Origin of the sequence: Pantoea sp. Cy-640 (assembly GCF_011752635.1) — a bacterium.
Lineage (GTDB): Bacteria > Pseudomonadota > Gammaproteobacteria > Enterobacterales > Enterobacteriaceae > Pantoea > Pantoea dispersa.
The window spans coordinates 1-19,718 of sequence record NZ_VWXB01000013.1 but is presented as its reverse complement, the minus strand read 5'-3'; the positions used below and the strand labels follow the sequence as shown (position 1 = coordinate 19,718).

Below are 19,718 nucleotides of genomic sequence, written 5' to 3'. Positions count from 1 at the left end.
GTAATAGACGTACTGCCGGACGCGCAGACGTTTATCCACCGTATGAGGTTCTCTATGACACTGCTTATCGCTTTTCTCGCCGGGATGCTGACGCTGCTCAGCCCCTGTACCTTACCGATTATTCCTTTTGTATTTGCCAGCGTCCGCGGCCGTCGCGGACAGCTGCTGGCGCTGCTGAGCGGGATGGTCCTGATGTTCACGCTGGTAGCGCTACTGGTATCGCTTACCAGCCACTGGGTCAGTCAGGTCACCAGCATGGGTCGCGACCTGGCGCTGCTGTTCCTGGCGATAGCCGCACTGACGTTAATCTCGACGCGCATCGCCCAACGCGTTACCCGGCCGTTTGTCGCGCTGGGTAACCGCCTTAACGATGCCAGCCAGCGACGTAGCGGGGTGCTCGCCGCGCTGCTGGCGGGCCTGGCAACCGGTCTGCTGTGGTCGCCCTGTGCCGGACCGGTGCTGGGCGCGATCCTCAGCCTGGCCGTCGTGGGCGATCATCCCCTGTCGGTTGGCGTATTGCTGCTGGCGTATGGCAGCGGTGCCGCGCTGATGCTGGCGCTGCTCTATTTCGCCGGACGATCGCTGGTGGCGCGACTGCGTCCGGGGCTGGCGATGAGTGCGCGGCTGCGTCAGGCGGCGGGCGTGCTGATGCTTGCCTCGGTGGGCGTGATTGTTACCGGCTCACAGAGCCAGCTGCAGGCAGCGCCCGCTTTTGCCCTGAAGCTGGAGCAGCAGCTGAGCCAGTGGCTGACCACGCCGGCACCCAAAGTGCGCCTGGAGCCGGTTAGCCTGCCGCAAACCAGCAGCGCGTTGCCGTCGCTGGCGGGGGGCACAGCGTGGCTGAACGGGGCGCCGGTGACGCCTGCCACGTTAAAGGGCAAAGTGGTATTGGTCGATTTCTGGACCTGGGATTGTATTAACTGCCAGCATACGCTGCCATACGTGCGCGACTGGGCCAGTAAGTATCAACGTGACGGGCTGGTTGTCGTGGGTGTGCACACGCCGGAGTACCCGTGGGAGCGGGATGAAAAGGCGCTGAAGCGCGCGATTACGCGCTGGCAGCTGCCCTACACCGTAGTGGCGGATAACAATTACAGCATCTGGAACCGTTTTGGTAATCAGTACTGGCCCGCGCACTACATCTTTGATGCACACGGACAGCTGCGCTACACCGCGTTTGGTGAAGGCAACTATGAAGAGCAGGAGAGGGTGATTCAGCAGTTGCTGAAAGAGGCACGTGCATGACAGGTCAGGCGGCCCGCCCGGGCCGCCACTGCTTCTCATTTAGGTTGTGGTTCGCGGAGGATGACTTTGAAAGCCGGGGGATCACAGGGACTATCAGGTAAACAGCGTGCGGCATTGCCAGGACCTCCCAGCCCGCAGGGTCACTCTTCAGGGTGACCGTCATGGCGCAGCCACCCCGATATGCAAAATGCAGTAATCCAACGCATAACTTGTCGTTTGGTTCCGCGTCCAGGCTGGGGTTTACTGTCAGCGTTAACCTTTTATGGAGAAGCTGAAAATGAAGAAGATCCTGCAGCAGTGGCTGGCGCGTCTGGCAGCCAGTAAAGCCGCCACCCCTGACGGGCGAGAATTCGACCCCGGTGAGCATATCGATCTGCTGATCCCGATCAGCCAGCTGTACGGCGTGGAGTTTCATCCTTCCGTGTATCGCTACTATGAACGATAACCGCCGCCACCAGCGCATGCGCTATTGCTACTGGAATGAACTGTGCACGCCAGACTAAAAACCCGCTCACGCCGAGCGGGTTTTTTTATGCTGTTGGCCCGCCTGATGAAAAAATTGCCGTAACATCCCGCCGGTTTGTTCAATTGTATTGATTTCGTAATTTTAACGTAAAGAAAAGTATTCCCAAGCGGCAGTGTGCGTGTAAGAATATAAAGGTAAATGATAACCATTGGCGTTATCATTTAGGTGTTGTCTGGGAAAACCGTGTTGATTCAGTGCTATGCCTGAATGGCAGGCGCGGTTAAGACAATGAGTGCGTTAATAACGATAAGAAACTCACCTTTTAACATGGATAAAAATCGCCAGCTGCCGTTTGGTAGCTTCAATTCGCTGACCCTGTTCACCGGGCTTTGTATTGGTATTTCGCCGGCTGCGGCGCTGGGTGCCGATAACTCCGGCAAAAAATCTGATGATACGCTGGTGGTTGAAGCGCGCACGCCTTCGCTGTACGCGCCAAATGCCTCGGCCGATCCCAAATTTACCCGTCCGCTGGTGGATACCACCCGCACCATGACGGTGATTCCGGATCAGGTTATTAAAGATCAGGGCGTCACCAATCTGACCGACGCGCTGAAAAACGTGCCGGGCGTCGGGGCGTTTTACGCCGGGGAAAACGGCAGCTCAACCACCGGCGATGCGGTGTACATGCGCGGTGTCGATACCTCCAACAGCATTTACGTAGATGGCATTCGCGACATCGCCAGCGTCACGCGTGACACCTTCAACACGCAGCAGGTGGAGGTGATCAAAGGGCCTTCCGGCACCGACTATGGTCGCAGCGCACCATCCGGCTCGATCAATATGATCAGCAAACAACCGCGGCTGGACACCGGGCTTGACGCGTCAGTTAGCGCCGGCAGCGCGTGGATGCGCCGCGGCACGCTCGATTACAACCAGGCAATCAACGACAATGCGGCGTTTCGCCTTAACCTGATGGGTGAGAAAACCCATGATGCGGCGCGCGACCACATCCAGAACGAGCGTTATGGCGTCGCGCCTTCGCTGGCGCTGGGGCTGGACACCGCAACGCGGCTGTACGTCAACTATTTACACGTCCACCAGAACAACACACCGGACGGCGGTATTCCGACCGTTGGCCTGCCCGGCTATTCGGCACCGTCTGCCGCGTATGCTGCGCTGAACAATTCCGGCAAGGTCGCCACCAGCAACTACTACGGCACCGATTCTGATTTCGACAAATCGACCACCGACAGTGCCACGCTGCGCTTTGAGCACGATTTGAGTGATAACACCACGCTGCGCAACACCACGCGCTGGTCGCGGGTGAAGCAGGAGTATCTGCTGACGGCGGTGATGGGCGGAGCCGGTAACATTACTGCACCCAACCCGAACGATGTTGGCAGCTGGCGCTGGTCGCGCCTGGCAAACACCAAAGATATCAGCAACCGTATTCTCACCAACCAGACCAATATCACCTCGAAATTTGCCACCGGTTCCGTCGGGCATGATGTGAGTGCGGGCGTAGAGTTCACGCGTGAAAACCAGACCACCTATGGCGTCAACGCGCTGACCCCACCTGCGGTGAATATCTACCATCCCATCAGCAGCATTTCGATTGGCGGTCTGGACCGCAACGGTGCGAACGCTAACGGGCAGACTGACACGTTTGGTATTTATGCATTTGATACGCTGGCGATTACCCCTGACTTTGAGCTGAACGGCGGCATTCGTCTCGACAACTACCATACCGAGTACGACAGCGCGACGGCCTGTGGCGGCACCGGACGCGGCGCGCTGGCTTGTCCGGCGGGCGTGGCGCGCAATACGCCAGTGACCACGGTGGACACGGCGAAATCCGGCAATCTGGTGAACTGGAAAGCGGGGGCGCTCTATCGTCTGACCGAACAGGGCAACCTGTATGTGAACTACGCCATCTCCCAGCAGCCGCCGGGTGGCAGCAGCTTCGCGCTGGCGGCGGGTGGCAGCGGCAACAGCGCCAATCGTACCGATTTTAAACCGCAGAAGGCCAAATCCAGCGAAGTGGGCACCAAGTGGCAGGTGCTGGACAAGCGGCTGCTGCTGAACGCCGCGCTGTTCCGCACCGACATCGAAAATGAGGTTGATGCCAACGATGACGGCACTTACTCGCAAACCGGCAAGAAGCGTGTGGAAGGCTATGAACTCTCAGCAACCGGCAACATAACGCCAGACTGGGAAATCATTGCCGGTTACACCATGCAGCACGCGTCGGTGCGTGAAGGCGCCAGCGTGGCGCAGGATGGCTCATCTGCGCTGGCCTATACGCCGAAGCACGCCTTCACGTTGTGGACCAACTATCAGGCCACTGATGCACTGTCTGTAGGCGCGGGCGCACGTTACGTTGGCAGCCTGCGTCGCGGCAGCGATGGGGCCGTGGGCACGCCGGATCACACCGAAGGCTACTGGGTGGCTGACGCGAAGCTCGGGTATAAGGTCAACAATAACCTCGACCTGCAGCTCAACGTGTATAACCTGTTTGATACCAACTATGTGGCATCGATCAACAAGAGTGGCTACCGCTATCATCCGGGCGAGCCGCGTACCTTCCTGTTGACGGCTAACGTGCATTTCTGATGGTCAACCGTGGGGCGTTCGCGCTCCACGCTTAATGGCGAGAACTCCGCGATGATGTATCACATTCCTGCCGTGCTTAACGCTGAACAGCTGGCGCACTTTACCGCACAGCTGCAGCAGGCTGACTGGGTTGACGGACGGGCGACGGTCGGCAGCCAGGGCGCGACCGTAAAAAATAACCAGCAGATTGACACCGGCACGCCACTCTATGATCGGCTGCAGGCTGCAGTGCTTCAGGCACTGAATAGCCATCCGCTCTTCTTTGCCGCCGCGCTGCCGCGCACGCTTTCTGCGCCGCTGTTCAACCGTTATCAGCAGGGGGAAACCTACGGTTTTCACGTTGACGGTGCGGTACGCCACAATGGCGCGGCCGGCTGGATGCGTACCGATCTCTCCGCCACGCTGTTTCTGTGTGAACCCGACAGTTACGAGGGTGGGGAACTGGTGATCGAGGATACTTACGGTCAGCACCGCGTAAAACTGCCGGCGGGCGACCTGGTGCTTTATCCCTCCAGCAGCCTGCACTGCGTCACGCCGGTCACGCGCGGCGCGCGGGTCGCCTCGTTTTTATGGATTCAGTCGATGGTGCGCGATGATAAGCAACGCGCGATGCTGTTTGAACTGGACCGCAACATTCAAAGCCTGAAAGCGCGCCACGGTGACAGCGAAGAACTGCTGTCGCTGCTGAACATGTACCACAACCTGCTGCGCGGCTGGACGGAGGTTTAGCCGTCACGCAACAACAAAAAGCCCGCTCAGGTTTCCCTGAGCGGGCTTCTTTAAATCTGGCTCCTCTGACTGGACTCGAACCAGTGACATACGGATTAACAGTCCGCCGTTCTACCGACTGAACTACAGAGGAATCGTTGGAACGAGGCGAATATTAATGGCAGCCCTTGTGGGTGTCAACCGCTAAAAACACATTTGTATTCAACTGGCTAGCAAAGCGGCAAAGCGATCGTGATTTAAGCAGATTCCGGTGCCTGCTGCGCCAGACGCGCCAGCGGATCCTGATGGTAAAACTGCTGCAGGTGGCGATACATGGCCGGAAAACGGCTGGCGAGCAGGTCGGGGGCGCTGAAAAAGTACTCTGACAGCACGGCAAAACACTCCGCCGGATCGCTGGCGGCATAAGGATCGAGGGTCGCGGCCTGTTCACCCACCAGCTCCACTTCCGCTTCAATCTCGGCCATCGCCTGCAGTAAATCTTTCTCCCAGCTGGCCACATCGCGCAGCGCGATGGCCGGGATGCCGCTGGTGTAACCGCTGCCGCGCGCGTCGAGCTTGTGCGCCACTTCGTGGATCACCAGGTTGTAACCAGAGAGATCGTATGAGTCCTGGATGTCCAGCGCGTTCAGCACCACCGGTCCCTGCGTCCAGCTCTGGCCGGCATGCACGGCCGGCGCGTGGTGCACCAGGCCGCTGTCGTCCTCCCAGCGATCGTCAACGCTGAACGGCTCCGGGTAGATCAGCACTTCGTGAAAGCCGTCGAGCCATTCCAGACCCAGCTTTAATACCGGCAGGCAAAACAGCAACGACAGGCGAGCCAGGCGCAGTTCGCTGAGTTCCAGACCCTGCAGCGGGGTGATTTTTTTCTGCAGCAGGAAGCGTTGCGCCAGCGCCACCAGCGCCTGCTGTTCGTCGCTGTTCAGCAGAGAAAAGATCGGCTGCCCCAGCGCCTGTTGCCAGGGCAGGGCAGTCACGGCAGCATCTTTTTGTGCACGCCACGGCCATTTGATCATTGCGTCACTCACTCTGCAGGGCGGAAATCATATCCTGACGCGGCAGACGATAAATTGCCAGCGTGGAATCAAAGCCGCTTATTCAACCTGTTAGCGGCGGATTTGTCTGTGACAGGGATTGCAAACTGGCAAGGTGGGAAAGGGGCGCGCTGTGCCGCCGGCAAGGGGCAAGGGCTGGTGACTCACTGCATCGCGCAAAACACGACGCCCTCTTCCGTGCGGAAGAGGGCAAACGGTTAGCCTTCACGCTCCACACGCTGGAATGCGATGACCCAGACCCAGGGATTCACCTCCCAGCTGGTGGCGCCGTACTGCTTCTGCCACGCCTTGCGGTAAGCTTCTTTCGGCGATTCGGAATTCATGTTCATCGTGAAGAAATTATTGAGGAAGTGCGAATCGGTCTGCACGCCTTCCGCCATGATGTCGTCTTCGCTGATGTCCTGAATTTTCTCCGCGCGTACCGCCGTGATTTCCAGATCGATGCGGCTGGCCCAGCGCGGCATATGGATGGCGGTCTGCCAGCCAAACTGCTCGGCGACCTGCTGATTTTCTTCCTGTTGTCCAAGTTCATGGCTGTCGGCGCGATACTGGCAAAATGCCGGATTGCGGAACGGCAGCGGATCGCGTTCGTATTCCGCCAGCTGCGCCTCAGGCACAATCGGACCCCGCCAGGTTTCACGCACCCACAGGCGATCGCCGACCTGTCCAAACGGGCACTGGGCGCCAATGTCCGCCATCGACATCAGCTTATAGCCATGCAGATGATTAGCGCTGACATCAAACGCGTGTACACCTTCATGATGATCCTGTCCCGGGCCAAACGCCTGAGTTTTCATAATGCGCCGGGTCTGAGTTTGCTGGCCAACCAGCAGGGCGCGCACCCGCTGTTCGGAAAAAAGAATCGGCCGTTCTTTCATTATGTACCTCATGTTGTATCACGTACCCGGAGAACTTCGACGAAACATCCGTATCCTCGGATGAGAGCATTAGCATAATGGGTTTGAATCAATTTGCTTAATAATTTGTCGCCTTATTATCGGGCAATAACTGCCGCTTCCGGTATTAAAAATGGCTCATAAGCAAACAGTGAGCTGACGAAGGCTTCGGGTACAGGTGAGAGCCGTAAATTTCCCCTATACAGTACGTTATAACGGTCGCAATGGGAATCTTTTCAGATTATGTCGCTATGCAAAGGGGCATTTTAATGCTGGGGTTGCGACAGGCTAAACTGGACCTTTGGCGATGCTGAAAATTCACCCAGCGGGAAATGCATCACCGAAATTAAACAGAGTGGCTTAACTAAAACAGGTTAAGGAAATACTGAAAACCGTATCGCGGCTGGGCAAGCGGCTTTAACAGCGCTATAACATGATCGGGATCGCATTTTTTTGCGCTGGACATCCGGGAAGGGTGTAAAGAAAGTGTCATCACCGGGCCGCTATGATGGGCGCAAGCCGTACCCGGTGCGAAATAATAGCAATAACAGGAGAAGCACGATGTCACTGACCCATTGGCAACACCGTTACGAAAGCTGGCTGCAGCTGAACTGGCTGCACGATGATAAAGCCCATGATATCGCGCACCTGCGCCGCGTCTGGATGAGCGCGGCCCGCATTATGCAAAACACCAATGCCGATCCGCTGGTGGTGCTGACCGCCTGCTATTTCCACGATGTGGTGAACCTGCCGAAAAACCATCCGGAACGCCATCTGGCTTCGACTTACGCGGCGGAAGAGACGCGCCGCATTCTGCAACAGGATTTTCCGGATTTCCCCTCAGCGCTGCTGGACAGCGTGGCGCATGCGGTGCAGGCCCACAGTTTCAGCGCCCGCATTACGCCAAAAACGTTAGAAGCGAAGATCGTTCAGGACGCCGATCGTCTCGAATCATTAGGCGCGATTGGCCTTGCGCGCGTTTTCTATACCGCAGGTGCGCTGGGACGGCCGTTGTTCGACAGCGACGATCCTCTGGGTAAAGACCGTGAACTGGATGACGTAAAGTGGACGCTGGATCATTTCCAGAAGAAACTGCTGAGCCTGCCGCAGACCATGCAGACGGAAACCGGCCGTCTGCTGGCGGAACACAACGCCGATTTTCTCGTCCGCTATATGGCGAAGCTGTGCGCCGAACTGCAGGGGAATCTGACCGATATTGATGAGTCCGTGTTACGCGATTTCAGTCCCATACCGGCCCAATATTAAATTTTTATGACAGTCTGTTAACTTTCATCTGCTTCCGCTACGTTGTTGTAAATCAAGAGGGAGTGTGAAGATGACCGAGACCGTTAACTTAACCATTAAAATTGACCCGGCGCTGAAAGAGCACATTAAACAGTTAGCCGCTGATAACCAAATCTCCATGAGTCAGGAGATCGTTAACCGCCTGCAGGCCAGTTTAGATACCGTTGAGCCACCGGTCGTCGACAGTCTGCATACCGAAGAGGCGGGCGATCAACTGAGCGCCGCCGAGCTGAAGCAGGTGCGTGCACTGCTGAAGAAAAGTAAGAAAAAGAAATAACACCAAAACCCGTCGCTGACGGGTTTTTTCTTTCTGCACCTTAGCTAACGCGGAACTGCTGCGCGCGCTGCGTCAGTCGTGCTGACAGTTCACTCAGCTGCGCCGCTGCCTGCACCTGCTGATCAGTCAGGGCTTCGTTTTGCTGGAGCTGAAGACTCATTTCCACCACTTCCCGGGCAATGTTGCTCACGCGATGGCTCTGCGCCGTACTGTTATCCTGTAGCTCATTCAGCTGGCTGACCACGCCCGATACCGCCTGGCCAATCCGCGCAAACAGCACTTCCAGCGCCTGCACCTTCGCAAAGCCATCCTGCACGTGCTGCTGCGTGTGCTGGATTAAACCGTCGATCTGCCGCGTGGATGCGCCGCTCTGCTGTGACAGCAATCCCATCTCTTTGGCGACGACCGAAAAACTGCGCCCGTAAGCGCCAGCATGTGCAGACTCTATCGCCGCATTAAGCGACAGCAGACGCGTCTGCATCGACAGGCTGTCCAGCATGCCGACGATGCCGGCGATATCGCCAGCGGCCGCGACGATCTGCTGCATCTGGTGTTCCATATTGTCGACTTCGTGGGCGCAGTGACGCATCAGCGCATCCGCGGACTGCGCGTCGTGCGTCGCCTGTTGCGAGAAGTGTGCACCTTTTTCCACCTCTTCTGACACGCGATGCAACCGCTGCGACAGATGATGGAAGCTGGCATTTTGCGCCTGATGCTGCTGCATCACCTGCTGATTATGCTGCTGCATCTCGTCAGCGCCGGCCGCCACCCGGGTTGCTACCGTCGTGATGTCGCTGACGATCTGCTGCAAACCCTGACGCATGGTATCGATGGACAGGAGCAGCTGGCGGGTTTCCAGCGACTGACGACGCGTCGGTGCCGGGCTGGCGACCAGATCGCCCGTCGCGATGTGTGCCAGCTGGGCGTTGGCGTGACGCAGCGGCAGCAACACGCCGCGCATCAGCAGCGCGGCGGCCAGCAGCAGCAGCGCCATTAATAACGCGGCAATCGCCAGCGCCAGATTGCGGCTCTGCTTGAGCGTGCTGAGCGAATGCTGGTTGACGCTGCCGAGCTGCTGATTGGCCTGTTCGATTTCGCTAAACCAGGCATCGTTGAACTGCTGCTGGAAAGCCTGCATCGGCACCATAAAAAATGCGTTGATATCATTGGCTGCCAGCCCTTTCAGCTGCTCCTGCAGCCCGCCGGCCAGTAGCACGAAGCCCTGTGCCAGCGGGCTATCGCTTTTCGCCTGATAGGCAGCAAACAGCTGTTGCGCCTGCTGCAATGAGGCAGTGGCTGCCGCCGCGAGGCTTTTCCAGCTGTCGACCGAACCGCTCTGCTGGTCCTGCATCAGATAAATGCCGGCACGATGGCTGTTGTCGCTGGCGGTGAGTAACTCAATGCGTGCTTTATCCAGCAGGGCCAGCCGTTCGCGCAGCTGGCTGGCCTGCTGCAATGAGTGTTGCGTCTGATTTACGTGCTGGTTGAGCAACAGCACCCCGGCAAACTGCAGCAGACAAAACAGCACAATAAACAGCATGAACTGGCTGCGCAGGCTGGAGAGCCAGACGGGCAGACGCAGGGTAAAACGAGGTCGCAGCCGCAGTGGCAGGGAGATTACAGACAGGAGAGACATCAAACAGCTCCGCAAAAAATAAAACGCAGTATTGGTTTGATGCGTGACAGTCCGGTGACAGTGCGCGCGATGTGCGGCAAAACAGCACATCGCGCGTCACTAAAGCAAATTGCGGGGCGGAAAACCGGGGCGTGAAGCGCGGCTGCGTTTTTAGCGGCGCTGGCGCGCGTGCTGCTCAATCAGCGGCAGCAGCAGTTTCGCTACGGCGGCGAACACCGGCACCACCACCGAGTTACCAAACTGTTTGTAGGCTTGTGTGTCGGAGACCGGAATGCGGAAGCGCGCTTCGCCCGGCGCTTCAAAGCCCATCAGGCGGGCACATTCACGCGGCGTCAGGCGGCGCGGGCGGCGCGCCATGTTCGCGGCCTGCTGAAAATCCTGTTCGCCCAGCGCCTGATCCCAGCCGCGATCGATCAGGATTTCCGACCCGTCTTTATAGTAGCGCGCCGACAGCGTGCGCACGCAGCAGTGCGGATTGCGCGGATCGTTGAGGCCAAAGCCAAAACCGTTGCCTTTGGCTTTATGCTTCTTCGCATACTGGTAGAGATAGTGCCACAGCGTGGGCGACAGGGTATATTTTGCCGCCGGCTGCGGCTCCAGCAGGCTGTGCAGCGGCGGAACTTCAGGCGGATAGAGCGCCGCCAGCGCGCGCAGCGAAAAACCCTCGCTCAGGCCGGTATCGCGCCGGATCCCCACCAGCACGATGCGCTCGCGGTGCTGTGGCAGGAAGTGACGCGCATCGACCACTTTGGCATCCGGCGATGAGTCGTCAGCCGCGTCAGCGACGTCGTAACCCAGCTCATCCAGCGTGGCCATAATAATGGCAAAGGTGCGGCCTTTATCATGGCTCTTGAGGTTCTTCACATTCTCCAGCACGAAAAACGGCGGTTTTTTGGCGGCGAGGATGCGCGCCACATCAAAAAACAGCGTGCCCTGGGCTTCACATTCAAAACCGTGCGCGCGACCCAGCGCATTCTTCTTACTGACGCCGGCCAGCGAAAAGGGCTGACAGGGAAAGCCGGCCAGCAGCACCTGATGGTCGGGAATCGTCTTATCGATATGCTGATAAATCGCCTGCTCATCCGGCAAACCGGCCGGCTGGGTAATCAGCCGGATATCACTGTTGAACTGATGCCGGGCGGGATCGCTGTAGTGATTGGCTTTATAAGTGCGCACCGCTTCTTTATTCCACTCGCTGGTGAATACGCACTGGCCACCAATCTGCTCAAAGCCGCGGCGAATACCCCCGATGCCGGCAAACAGATCGATAAACTGAAAGCGGGGATTGTCATAATGCGCCGGTCGCGACGGCAGCAGCGCCTGCAGACGGGCGACCTCCGCCGCTGACAGCGCGGGCGCGGCACTTTTTCCCGCGCGAATACGGTTAAGCTGCGTGATGCTCCAGTCGCGGTCGCCGGCCTCGCTCAGGATGACCACCAGATCGCGGGCCGCGTAGATATCCAGTACCTGCAGCAGTAGCGCGGTGGCGTCATCATCAGCGGAGTGCGGGGAGGGCGAAGCCGTCGCGGCGGGATCGAGTGCAAGCATGCGTTTTTCCTTAACAGTGAAGCGGCTATGCTACCACTCCTGATGCGGCGTGGAAATTAACGATGGCTGCGCAGCGTCTCGCAATCTGCGCTGCACAAACTTTCGCTTTCGCCTCAACGCGCTAAAGTTGAAGAAGCCCGCAAAAAAGGAGACGCCATGGCAGACGTCCACTCGCATGATATTCGCCGCAAAAATATGCGCGCCATTCGCAACCAAGATACGGCGATTGAGCAGCGTATTGCGCTGCTGCTGAAAGATCGCGGCTTTAGCTTTCGTGTACAGGACAAAGCGCTGCCGGGCCGGCCGGATTTTGTGCTGCCGCAGCACAAAGCCATTATCTTTGTGCACGGCTGTTTCTGGCATCGTCACCACTGTTATCTGTTCAAAATGCCGGCCACGCGTACCGAATTCTGGAGCGGCAAAATCAACAGTAACGTGGAGCGTGACCAGCGCTATGTGCAGCAGCTGCAGGAAAGTGGCTGGAAGGTGCTGATCGTCTGGGAATGCGCGCTGCGCGGCAAACTACGGCTGGAAGATGAGGCGCTGGTGGAGCGGCTGGAAGAGTGGCTGCTGGCGGCCACGCACAGCAGCGAGATCGATCATCAGGGACTGCATCACTATCGGGCGGATTAAGGCAGGGTGATTGCTTTTAGCTGCCATAACAGTTTAGATCAGCGTTTTCTCTGGGACGCGGAACACCACCATGAGCAGCATTAAACTGACGGTCAGACGCCTGTATCAACTGCGCGATGAGCGCATGGTCAATGCCCATGCCACGGCGCGCATTTACCTGGACGATACGCTGGTGGCCACCGAGGAGATAAGCGGCATGACAGAAAGTCCGGTGAGCAAGTATCTGCACGCCGACGATCTGCACGGGAAAACGTTACGCGTCGAATGGGACTGTGCGGGCATCGCCGATATGACGGTGACGGCGATTGAGCGGTGCCCCTGTTGTCAGGATCACGAACCGGAATAAGGAATGACATTTTGGCAGGAACCAGCTTACTGACTCTTCTGGATGATATTGCCACGCTGCTCGACGACATTTCCGTCATGGGCAAAGTGGCGGCAAAAAAGACCGCCGGCGTGCTGGGCGATGACCTGTCGCTCAATGCACAGCAGGTGACGGGCGTGAAGGCCAATCGTGAGCTCCCGGTGGTGTGGGGCGTGGCGAAAGGCTCGTTTATCAACAAACTGATCCTGGTGCCGCTGGCGCTGCTGATCTCCGCGTTTGCGCCCTGGCTGATTACGCCGCTGCTGATGATTGGCGGCGCCTATCTGTGCTTTGAAGGGGTGGAAAAAGTGCTGCACAGCCTGCACCATGACAAAGCGGAGAAGAGCCCGGAAGCGCGGCAAAAGCGGCTGGATAATCTGGCGCAGCAGGACCCGCGCCAGTTCGAAAAAGATAAGGTGAAAGGCGCAGTGCGCACCGACTTCATTCTGTCGGCTGAAATTGTGGCGATTACCCTGGGCATTGTTTCGGATGCGCCGCTGCTCAATCAGGTGTTAATCCTCGCCGGTATTGCCATTCTGGTGACCATCGGCGTGTACGGTATTGTGGCGATGATCGTTAAGATTGACGATCTCGGCTACTGGCTGCGTGAGAAGTCTTCCACGCTGGCGCAGGCCACCGGCGGCGCGCTGCTGGCGCTGGCACCGTGGCTGATGAAAATCCTGTCGGTGGTTGGCACCGTCGCGATGTTCCTGGTGGGCGGCGGCATTATCGTGCACGGTATCGCGCCGCTGCATCATGCGATTGAAGAGTACAGCAGCGGCTTCCCGGGTGTGGTTTCCATGCTGCTGAGCAACGGCGCGAATCTGGTGCTGGGCTTTATCGTTGGGTCGATTGTGCTGTTAGTGGTAAATCTGGTTGCGAAGCTGCGCGGTAAATCGGTATAAAGCGCAGGAAATTTCTAATCACGGGTCAGGAGAACGATGATGAACGACGATATGTTTGAATTTGATATCGATGCACAGCTGGAGCAGGCGGAAGCCAAAGCGGCAGAAAAAGCCAGCGAAGTACCGGCGGATATCAGCGACGAAGCCGACTGCGAAGGCTGCAAAATCTGATTTTCCACCCGGGAAAATCGTTCAAAGCCGATAATAACTTTTATCGGCTTTGTTTATTTACGGCATTTTTCACTGCTTATTCCGAATTTGTCACAGTAATAGCAATATCCTATAGGCAAAAAACGCGCACAGCTGCTATACCTTAATCCGTTCAATCAACGGTGAGAAGGGAGGGCGCGGTATGACCTTTGCAATCAGTGACGAAGTTCAGCACAAACAGGGCGGACCCACCATGGTGGTGACCGGCTATGCCAGCGGAATGGTAGAGTGTCGTTGGTATGATGGCTACAGTGTCCGCCGCGAAGCGTTCCGCAGTGATGAGCTGACGCATCTGTCGGCCGCGCGCCAGCTGGCCAGCTGAGTCCCTCGGGACGGTCAGCGCGCCGTCCCGATGTCATTGTCACTTTTCACGTTTTTCCTGATCTCTGCCTGTACGCCGTTTTCCTGCCTGACTACACTTCTTCAACTCGTTGTTATCCGGAGCCTGGCTACTGATGCCAATCTCGCCACTGTCATCACGCCGCATGAAGTCTACGCTGCGCGTGCATCTCTGTTTTCTGGCGGTCTTTCTCTTTTCACTTTTTCTCACCGTCCATGAAGCGCTGGAATTAAAAAATAACTATCAGCAGCGGCAGCGCGCCCAGCTGTCCGAGATCCAGCGCAGCCTCGATAGCCGCTTTCAGGAGAGTCTGGACGAGCTTAATTACTATCAGCGAATGCTCAGCTACGCGCTGACGCACCCGCTGAATGCCGATTATGGTCAGCACGCCCTGCAGCGTTTTCAGCAGTTGCGCCATCAGCCGGTGTGGCAGTTGCAGATCGCTAACCTGCGCAGCATGCCGATTAACGGCGTCAGCGACGAATGGCTGCAGCGTGATGCGCTGCTGCAGCGCGATGATACTTATCTGTTGCCCGAGCTGCGCGCTGCGCTGGAGTTCAGCTTTATCATGCAGTTCAGCGATGAGGCGCAGGACTTTCATTCACGCTTCTGGTACACCTCGCGCGCGGGCTATTACATCAGCTCACGTCCGCCGCGCGACGCGCAGGAGCTGGCACAAAGTTACGCCACCATGACGCAGCGACCCTATTTTCGCGACCAGCAGCCGGGCCGGGCGCCGCAGACGCGATGGCACTGGACCGAAGCCTATCAGGGGGAGTTCAACGAAGGGTTGATGCTGACGGTGAGCGCGCCGGTGATCGCCCATCAGCACTGGTACGGCGTGTTATCGATGGACTTCACCCAGCAGCGAATTAATGCATTGCTGCACCAGTCGCGTCACAGCGTGCTGCAGGGCAAGCTGGTGCTCGAAGATCGCGCACTCAACGAGATCGCCCGGCTGCCGGCACCGCACGATGTGGCATTGACCCCCGCGCAGCGCGGCCAGCTGATGCAGGCGATTCACCAGCAGCCGGCCGGAACCCTGTGGCTGGGCCGTCAGCTGGCCAGCTGGGTTAAGTTAAAAAATGTCGATGCCTGGCTAATCAACGTGCAGAGCCTGCGCCAGGGGCTGGCGCAGGAGCTGGGGCGGGTAGCGCTGTTTCTGCTGGGCATGTGGCTGCTATTCGTGCTGTTACTGGCGCTAGCGCATCAGGTGATTTTCCGCCTGGTACGACGGCTGGAGGACCTCTCGGCGCGACTGGCCTGGCGCGCTAACTATGACGGCCTGACGCGCCTGCTTAATCGCAGCGCCTTTTTCGACCAGTTTATCGCGCTGGCGCGGCGCTGCGAACAGCAGCAACAGCCGCTGGCGGTGATCCAGCTCGATATCGATCATTTTAAAAAGGTCAATGATAGCTGGGGCCATCACGCGGGCGATCAGGCGCTGATGCGCGTGGCCGCCGTCATCAAACATACGCTGCGCCCTTACGACGTGGCCGGACGCATCGGCGGCGAGGAGTTTTGTATCGTGCTGCCACACACCACGCTGGCTGAGGCGCAGGGCGTGGCGGAGCGTATCCGCAGCCGGCTGGCGGCCAAAACCATTCTGGTCAACGCCAGCACCACCTTTAGCGTTACGTTGTCAGCAGGTGTGAGCTGCAGTACTGAGCAGGGCAGTTACCATGCAGAAAGTCTGCAGGCGGTAGCGGACCGCCGCCTGTATCTGGCGAAAAGCGGCGGTCGCAATCGGGTGTGCGCGGCCGGTTAGACTTTGCCCTCGTTATCCTCTTCTACCGCCTGATAGATGCGCTGCAGGATATCGGGGAACGCTGACTGCACGCGGCTCCAGCTGGGGATAAACGGTTTCTCGTTTGGCCGCTCGATGAACGACTGACCGGCGTCGAGAATCGCCTGGGTGAACATCTCGACCGCCGCTTCTTCAATGTGCTGATCAAACTTCAGTCCGTTCATGGTGGCTTCGTGGTTGTAGATCTCCATCATGTCCAGCGCGTTGCGATAATAGGTGGCCTTCAGCACGCGGAACGAGTCGCTGGTAAGCGGCACGCCCATTGTCGCCAGCTTACGCAGCAGCGACTGCACGATATCGTTACTCATGCGTTTCAGGCCACCGGTGCCGTCCTCTTCTGCCAGCGGCTGATGCTTATGATCGTAGTTGTCCGCAATTTCTACCTGGCAGGTCTGCCGCGTGGTGTAATTGCGGTAGATCTCTGACAGCACGCCAATCTCCAGCCCCCAGTCGCCAGGGATTTTGATGCCGTTCAGCACGTGGGTGCGCATGGCAAACTCGCCGGACAGCGGATAGCGGAAACTGGTGAGATAGTCGAGATACTCCGAATGGCCGTAGACTTTCTGCAGCGAGCGCAGCAGCGGGCCCACCAGCAGACGCCCGACGCGGCCATTAAGCTTGCCGTCCGCAACGCGCGCATAGAAACCTTTGCAGAATTCATACTGAAACGCCGGGTTGGCCAGCGGGTAGAGCAGACGTGCCAGCATGCCGCGCTCATAGGTCACGATATCGCAGTCATGCAGCGCCACGCACTGCGAGCGGTCAGAGGCCAGCGTGTAGCCGGTGCAGAACCACACGTTGCGCCCCTTGCCGGGCTGGCTGGGCGACAGGCCCTCTTTATCCAGCTCGGCGTCCAGCGCTTTCAGCCGCGGGCCATCGTTCCACAAAATGCGGTGGCGCTGCGGCAGGCGCGAGAAAAATTCGCGCGCGAAGAGAAACTGATCGCGATCGGCACGATCGAGGCCAATCACAATCTCCTCCAGATAGGGCACTTTCGCCAGTTCATTGACGATATTATCCAGCGCCGGGCCTTCCAGCTCGGAAAACAGCGAGGGCAGAATCAGCCCCATTTTGCGCTTGCGTGCAAAGCGCACCATCTCTTTTTCCAGCGACTCCACGCTGCGGTGGGTGAGATTATGAAAGTTGGTAATTACGCCGTTCTGGTAAAAATCACTCATCGTCTCATCCTTCTGGTCAGCTGCCGTTATTCAGGTTGGGCAAGAAAGTAATCCAGACCTTCGCGCCAGCCCTCAGGGCCAACGTGTGCGGTGTGGTAAACGTTATGATGATCGCTGCGTTGCAGCACCACCGGGGTTTTACTGAAACCTTTAATCACCACGGCATAATCGACACGCTCCAGCATCGGCGCATCGTTAGGGCCATCGCCCAGACCAATCGTGGTGCGCTTCGTGCCTTCCTGCTGCTGCAACTGCTGCAATAACTGTTCCAGCGCCACGCCTTTACCGCTGCCCGCCGGCATCACGTGCCAGAAACGTCCGCCCTGCGTCAGGGTCAGCTGATGCCCGGCCAGCGCCGCGCGAAAGGCGTCGAGCCGTGTTTCATCATCGCGCCATACGATGACTTCAGACGCATCGCGCAGTCGGCTCTGGCTGGCTTCCGTCAGCGTCAGGCCGGTGAAACGGGCCACTTCTGCGTCGCTAAAGTCATGAAAGCCGGTGAAGCGAAAATCCGCCTGCAGGGTGCTGAGCGTGGCACAGAGCGCAAGATAATCGGCGCCGGGCTCTTCGGCGATCTGCGCTTCCCCGCCGAAGGCGACGCGGGCGCCGTTTTCCGCAATAAAGGGCGCACCGGCGATGCCCAGCCGCTTCTGCAGCGGAATAATTTCGGCCGCGGTTTTACTCGAACAAATCACCAGCGGAATCTGTTGCTGCTTAAGCCGCGCCAGCCACTCACTGGCGGCCTGCCAGTTATAGTCATGATGATCGAGCAGCGAACCATCGAGATCGGTCACGATCAGCAGGGAGGAATCTAACGGGATCATCAATACACTCCTTACGCCCAAAGGCATCCGTAAAGCGACGTGTAATCAGTATAATAGCGTAATCACGATCACACTTTTCCTTGCCGCCGGCGCGGCCACTATCCAGGATAATTCTTAAAACACCGCCCGGATACCGAAGCGGCTGCACGTTTTGTGCATGCAGAATGTCAGCCGTAGCGCGATGTTTTCGGTAACAGCAGTGCATGATTATGCAGATTTGTTCGAATTGCGTGCAGAATTGAGACTTGTCTTACTTCAGCTAAGGCGTACTCTGAAGCGGTGTTAAGATTTTCCTGGTGTAACGAATTTATTCTTTTTTCAACCCGGCCAGCGTGCCGGGTCTTTTTTTGAAATCGATTTCAGCGGTTCACTTCGGTGATGGTGAAATCACGAATATCAAGTTCAAACGCCTCGGCCAGTTCGGTGTAGGAGTCAAACGCTTCGCCATTCACCTTCACACGGTGCGCATCTTCAGCCTGCATAAACTCCTGCACTTCACCTGACGTTTTTTTCTGAATCGCTTCCAGCAGCGCGTCCACGTCGATGTTCACTTCGCGCTGCACGTTATCGCTGTACTCTTTTGCTGTAGCCATGACAGCCTCCCGGAGGCAAACGGATTCCTGACAAGTATAGACGGTGACAGCGGGCGAGGGATGTGGACGGGAAACGGGCAAAAAAAAGCCCGCGCTGCGCGGGCAAAAATCCTTGTTACTTTTAGGTTGACTGCCCCTTTGGGGTTGGTGCAGTGCTGACAAGTGTACGAGGGTGCCGCGTCAAAAGTCTTTCCGGGAAACGTTAAGAAAGTGAAAAGCCCGGCTTTGACACTTCTTTACCCGCTGCATTCCCCATTCTGGCGTAAAGCAGCTATGCTTACAGCTGGTTGATTATTATGGTTATCAGGGAGTTAGTATGGATTTAATTCGGATCATTATTGCCATTCTGTTGCCACCGCTGGGCGTATTTTTACAGGTCGGCTTTGGCGGCGCCTTCTGGCTTAACATACTGCTGACGCTGTGTGGTTACATCCCCGGCATCGTGCATGCGGTGTGGGTAATCGCCCGACGCTGATCGCGATCAGGCAGCGCTGACTATCTTCCGTTACACTATGCGCAGGACTGTTTCTGGAGAGAAATCAATGAAGGTCAATGACCGGGTAACGGTAAAAACCGACGGCGGCCCACGTCGCGTCGGTACTGTGCTGGCTGTGGAAGGCTTTAATGAGGGCACCATGTATCTGGTGGCGCTGGAGGATTATCCGCTGGGGATCTGGTTCTTCAATGAGAGCGATCACGCCGAAGGCGTGTTTGTCGAGCCGTATGCGGGGGAAGGGTAGTGTGGTTTTGCGATTAGATTGCCTTCACGTTGCTCTCAGGTTGTCCTCACCCTAACCCTCTCCCGCACGCGGGAGAGGGAACCGTTCAGCGCCGATGCTTAGTAATAAGTCGTTCCTGAAGCGTTGTGTGAAAACCATACTCAACAGCCGCACGGACAGCCCCCTCTCCCGCACGCGGGTGTACAGTCCGGGGACATCGTGAACACTTGTTCGGGGACATGGTAGACACTTACAACTAAGGCATAAGAACCCGTTTATGGAGTCGCTTATGCCCTGGGATGCGAGAGATACCATGTCATTACGTACTGAGTTTGTTCTGCTCGCCTCGCAAGACGGGGCGAACATCCGCGAGCTGTG

The 19,718-nt window shown here is 57.6% G+C and carries 22 protein-coding genes and 1 tRNA gene; 15 read left to right on the top strand and 8 right to left on the bottom strand.

Annotation, left to right across the window (positions count from 1 at the left end; translation table 11 throughout):
• Window positions 1-54: 54 nt before the first annotated feature.
• The 4 genes from F3J36_RS22920 to ybiX all read left to right on the top strand — a co-directional run bounded on the left by F3J36_RS22920 (window position 55) and on the right by ybiX (window position 5,053).
• The gene (locus F3J36_RS22920) at window positions 55-1,245 is read left to right on the top strand and encodes a cytochrome c biogenesis protein/redoxin (protein ID WP_166720660.1); all 1,191 of its coding nucleotides are present in this window, start codon (window positions 55-57) and stop codon (window positions 1,243-1,245) included.
• 277 nt (window positions 1,246-1,522) lie between these two features.
• Complete coding sequence (locus F3J36_RS22915; protein WP_021313248.1) at window positions 1,523-1,690, top strand: hypothetical protein; 168 nt, start codon at window positions 1,523-1,525, stop codon at window positions 1,688-1,690.
• Between the two features lie 348 nt (window positions 1,691-2,038).
• Window positions 2,039-4,324, top strand: a complete 2,286-nt coding sequence (locus tag F3J36_RS22910; RefSeq protein WP_166720659.1) for a catecholate siderophore receptor Fiu — start codon at window positions 2,039-2,041, stop codon at window positions 4,322-4,324.
• Between the two features lie 51 nt (window positions 4,325-4,375).
• Complete coding sequence (gene ybiX, locus F3J36_RS22905; RefSeq protein WP_058771146.1) at window positions 4,376-5,053, top strand: PKHD-type hydroxylase YbiX; 678 nt, start codon at window positions 4,376-4,378, stop codon at window positions 5,051-5,053.
• Between the two features lie 57 nt (window positions 5,054-5,110).
• Here the strand turns inward: ybiX and F3J36_RS22900 are convergent.
• From F3J36_RS22900 to F3J36_RS22890, 3 genes are all read right to left on the bottom strand, one after another.
• Window positions 5,111-5,186, bottom strand: a tRNA-Asn gene (locus F3J36_RS22900).
• Between the two features lie 103 nt (window positions 5,187-5,289).
• Window positions 5,290-6,066, bottom strand: coding sequence for a DgsA anti-repressor MtfA (gene mtfA / locus F3J36_RS22895; protein ID WP_088516937.1), 777 nt, complete (start codon window positions 6,064-6,066; stop codon window positions 5,290-5,292).
• A gap of 236 nt (window positions 6,067-6,302) precedes the next feature.
• The gene (locus tag F3J36_RS22890; protein WP_058771148.1) at window positions 6,303-6,983 is read right to left on the bottom strand and encodes a hypothetical protein; all 681 of its coding nucleotides are present in this window, start codon (window positions 6,981-6,983) and stop codon (window positions 6,303-6,305) included.
• Between the two features lie 579 nt (window positions 6,984-7,562).
• Here F3J36_RS22890 and F3J36_RS22885 point away from each other — a divergent pair.
• Both F3J36_RS22885 and F3J36_RS22880 read left to right on the top strand, forming a co-directional pair.
• Window positions 7,563-8,267, top strand: a complete 705-nt coding sequence (locus tag F3J36_RS22885; RefSeq protein WP_058757381.1) for a phosphohydrolase — start codon at window positions 7,563-7,565, stop codon at window positions 8,265-8,267.
• Between the two features lie 70 nt (window positions 8,268-8,337).
• Window positions 8,338-8,583, top strand: a complete 246-nt coding sequence (locus F3J36_RS22880; RefSeq protein ID WP_104093175.1) for a hypothetical protein — start codon at window positions 8,338-8,340, stop codon at window positions 8,581-8,583.
• 40 nt (window positions 8,584-8,623) lie between these two features.
• Here F3J36_RS22880 and F3J36_RS22875 read toward each other — a convergent pair whose 3' ends face one another.
• Both F3J36_RS22875 and dcm read right to left on the bottom strand, forming a co-directional pair.
• Window positions 8,624-10,219 carry a methyl-accepting chemotaxis protein gene (locus F3J36_RS22875; protein WP_166720658.1) on the bottom strand — a complete coding sequence of 532 codons (1,596 nt, stop codon included), beginning with the start codon at window positions 10,217-10,219 and terminating at the stop codon, window positions 8,624-8,626.
• Between the two features lie 150 nt (window positions 10,220-10,369).
• Complete coding sequence (gene dcm, locus F3J36_RS22870; RefSeq protein ID WP_166720657.1) at window positions 10,370-11,767, bottom strand: DNA (cytosine-5-)-methyltransferase; 1,398 nt, start codon at window positions 11,765-11,767, stop codon at window positions 10,370-10,372.
• Between the two features lie 156 nt (window positions 11,768-11,923).
• Here dcm and F3J36_RS22865 point away from each other — a divergent pair, with 156 nt between their 5' ends.
• The 6 genes from F3J36_RS22865 (at window position 11,924) to dgcQ (ending at window position 15,987) form a co-directional block, all read left to right on the top strand.
• On the top strand, window positions 11,924-12,400 hold the full coding sequence (locus F3J36_RS22865) for a very short patch repair endonuclease (RefSeq protein WP_166720656.1): 477 nt from the start codon (window positions 11,924-11,926) through the stop codon (window positions 12,398-12,400).
• Between the two features lie 70 nt (window positions 12,401-12,470).
• The gene (locus F3J36_RS22860) at window positions 12,471-12,746 is read left to right on the top strand and encodes a hypothetical protein (RefSeq protein ID WP_021509848.1); all 276 of its coding nucleotides are present in this window, start codon (window positions 12,471-12,473) and stop codon (window positions 12,744-12,746) included.
• An 11-nt stretch (window positions 12,747-12,757) separates the two neighbouring features.
• Window positions 12,758-13,669 (top strand): DUF808 domain-containing protein, encoded by a 912-nt coding sequence (locus tag F3J36_RS22855; RefSeq protein ID WP_058757386.1) that lies wholly within the window; start codon window positions 12,758-12,760, stop codon window positions 13,667-13,669.
• Between the two features lie 36 nt (window positions 13,670-13,705).
• Window positions 13,706-13,840: a hypothetical protein gene (locus tag F3J36_RS24340; RefSeq protein WP_254919505.1), complete on the top strand. Its 135-nt coding sequence runs from the start codon at window positions 13,706-13,708 to the stop codon at window positions 13,838-13,840.
• Window positions 13,841-14,021: 181 nt separating this feature from the next.
• Window positions 14,022-14,201 carry a YodC family protein gene (locus F3J36_RS22850; RefSeq protein WP_010618657.1) on the top strand — a complete coding sequence of 60 codons (180 nt, stop codon included), beginning with the start codon at window positions 14,022-14,024 and terminating at the stop codon, window positions 14,199-14,201.
• Between the two features lie 133 nt (window positions 14,202-14,334).
• A complete protein-coding gene (gene dgcQ, locus F3J36_RS22845) occupies window positions 14,335-15,987 on the top strand; it encodes a cellulose biosynthesis regulator diguanylate cyclase DgcQ (protein WP_166720655.1) in 1,653 nt (550 codons plus the stop codon).
• Here dgcQ and F3J36_RS22840 read toward each other — a convergent pair.
• From F3J36_RS22840 to F3J36_RS22830, 3 genes are all read right to left on the bottom strand, one after another.
• A complete protein-coding gene (locus tag F3J36_RS22840; protein ID WP_058757388.1) occupies window positions 15,984-17,204 on the bottom strand; it encodes a hypothetical protein in 1,221 nt (406 codons plus the stop codon). The two genes, dgcQ and F3J36_RS22840, sit on opposite strands and share 4 nt — an antisense overlap.
• A 26-nt stretch (window positions 17,205-17,230) precedes the next feature.
• A complete protein-coding gene (locus F3J36_RS22835; protein WP_166720654.1) occupies window positions 17,231-18,028 on the bottom strand; it encodes a mannosyl-3-phosphoglycerate phosphatase-related protein in 798 nt (265 codons plus the stop codon).
• Between the two features lie 359 nt (window positions 18,029-18,387).
• A complete protein-coding gene (locus tag F3J36_RS22830; RefSeq protein WP_058757390.1) occupies window positions 18,388-18,621 on the bottom strand; it encodes a YodD family protein in 234 nt (77 codons plus the stop codon).
• Window positions 18,622-18,937: 316 nt separating this feature from the next.
• On the opposite strand from F3J36_RS22830, the gene F3J36_RS22825 reads away from it, so the two are divergent.
• The 3 genes from F3J36_RS22825 to F3J36_RS24280 form a co-directional block, all read left to right on the top strand.
• Window positions 18,938-19,096 (top strand): YqaE/Pmp3 family membrane protein, encoded by a 159-nt coding sequence (locus F3J36_RS22825; RefSeq protein ID WP_021509855.1) that lies wholly within the window; start codon window positions 18,938-18,940, stop codon window positions 19,094-19,096.
• A 67-nt stretch (window positions 19,097-19,163) separates the two neighbouring features.
• Window positions 19,164-19,361, top strand: coding sequence for a protein DsrB (gene dsrB / locus F3J36_RS22820; RefSeq protein WP_010618650.1), 198 nt, complete (start codon window positions 19,164-19,166; stop codon window positions 19,359-19,361).
• Between the two features lie 256 nt (window positions 19,362-19,617).
• A partial coding sequence (locus tag F3J36_RS24280) for a hypothetical protein (RefSeq protein WP_247653192.1) occupies window positions 19,618-19,718 on the top strand: 101 nt, incomplete at its 3' end.

Bases quoted from the DNA above. Each gene is read 5' to 3' on its own strand.
- dgcQ (WP_166720655.1), top strand. From the start codon at position 14,335: ATGCCAATCTCGCCACTGTCATCACGCCGCATGAAGTCTACGCTGCGC.
- dcm (WP_166720657.1), bottom strand. From the start codon at position 11,767: ATGCTTGCACTCGATCCCGCCGCGACGGCTTCGCCCTCCCCGCACTCC.
- F3J36_RS22890 (WP_058771148.1), bottom strand. From the start codon at position 6,983: ATGAAAGAACGGCCGATTCTTTTTTCCGAACAGCGGGTGCGCGCCCTG.
- ybiX (WP_058771146.1), top strand. From the start codon at position 4,376: ATGATGTATCACATTCCTGCCGTGCTTAACGCTGAACAGCTGGCGCAC.
- F3J36_RS22920 (WP_166720660.1), top strand. From the start codon at position 55: ATGACACTGCTTATCGCTTTTCTCGCCGGGATGCTGACGCTGCTCAGC.
- F3J36_RS22840 (WP_058757388.1), bottom strand. From the start codon at position 17,204: ATGAGTGATTTTTACCAGAACGGCGTAATTACCAACTTTCATAATCTC.
- F3J36_RS22835 (WP_166720654.1), bottom strand. From the start codon at position 18,028: ATGATCCCGTTAGATTCCTCCCTGCTGATCGTGACCGATCTCGATGGT.
- mtfA (WP_088516937.1), bottom strand. From the start codon at position 6,066: ATGATCAAATGGCCGTGGCGTGCACAAAAAGATGCTGCCGTGACTGCC.
- F3J36_RS24340 (WP_254919505.1), top strand. From the start codon at position 13,706: ATGATGAACGACGATATGTTTGAATTTGATATCGATGCACAGCTGGAG.
- F3J36_RS22910 (WP_166720659.1), top strand. From the start codon at position 2,039: ATGGATAAAAATCGCCAGCTGCCGTTTGGTAGCTTCAATTCGCTGACC.
- F3J36_RS22865 (WP_166720656.1), top strand. From the start codon at position 11,924: ATGGCAGACGTCCACTCGCATGATATTCGCCGCAAAAATATGCGCGCC.
- F3J36_RS22825 (WP_021509855.1), top strand. From the start codon at position 18,938: ATGGATTTAATTCGGATCATTATTGCCATTCTGTTGCCACCGCTGGGC.
- F3J36_RS22850 (WP_010618657.1), top strand. From the start codon at position 14,022: ATGACCTTTGCAATCAGTGACGAAGTTCAGCACAAACAGGGCGGACCC.
- F3J36_RS22830 (WP_058757390.1), bottom strand. From the start codon at position 18,621: ATGGCTACAGCAAAAGAGTACAGCGATAACGTGCAGCGCGAAGTGAAC.
- F3J36_RS22915 (WP_021313248.1), top strand. From the start codon at position 1,523: ATGAAGAAGATCCTGCAGCAGTGGCTGGCGCGTCTGGCAGCCAGTAAA.
- F3J36_RS22880 (WP_104093175.1), top strand. From the start codon at position 8,338: ATGACCGAGACCGTTAACTTAACCATTAAAATTGACCCGGCGCTGAAA.
- F3J36_RS22860 (WP_021509848.1), top strand. From the start codon at position 12,471: ATGAGCAGCATTAAACTGACGGTCAGACGCCTGTATCAACTGCGCGAT.
- F3J36_RS22875 (WP_166720658.1), bottom strand. From the start codon at position 10,219: ATGTCTCTCCTGTCTGTAATCTCCCTGCCACTGCGGCTGCGACCTCGT.
- F3J36_RS22885 (WP_058757381.1), top strand. From the start codon at position 7,563: ATGTCACTGACCCATTGGCAACACCGTTACGAAAGCTGGCTGCAGCTG.
- dsrB (WP_010618650.1), top strand. From the start codon at position 19,164: ATGAAGGTCAATGACCGGGTAACGGTAAAAACCGACGGCGGCCCACGT.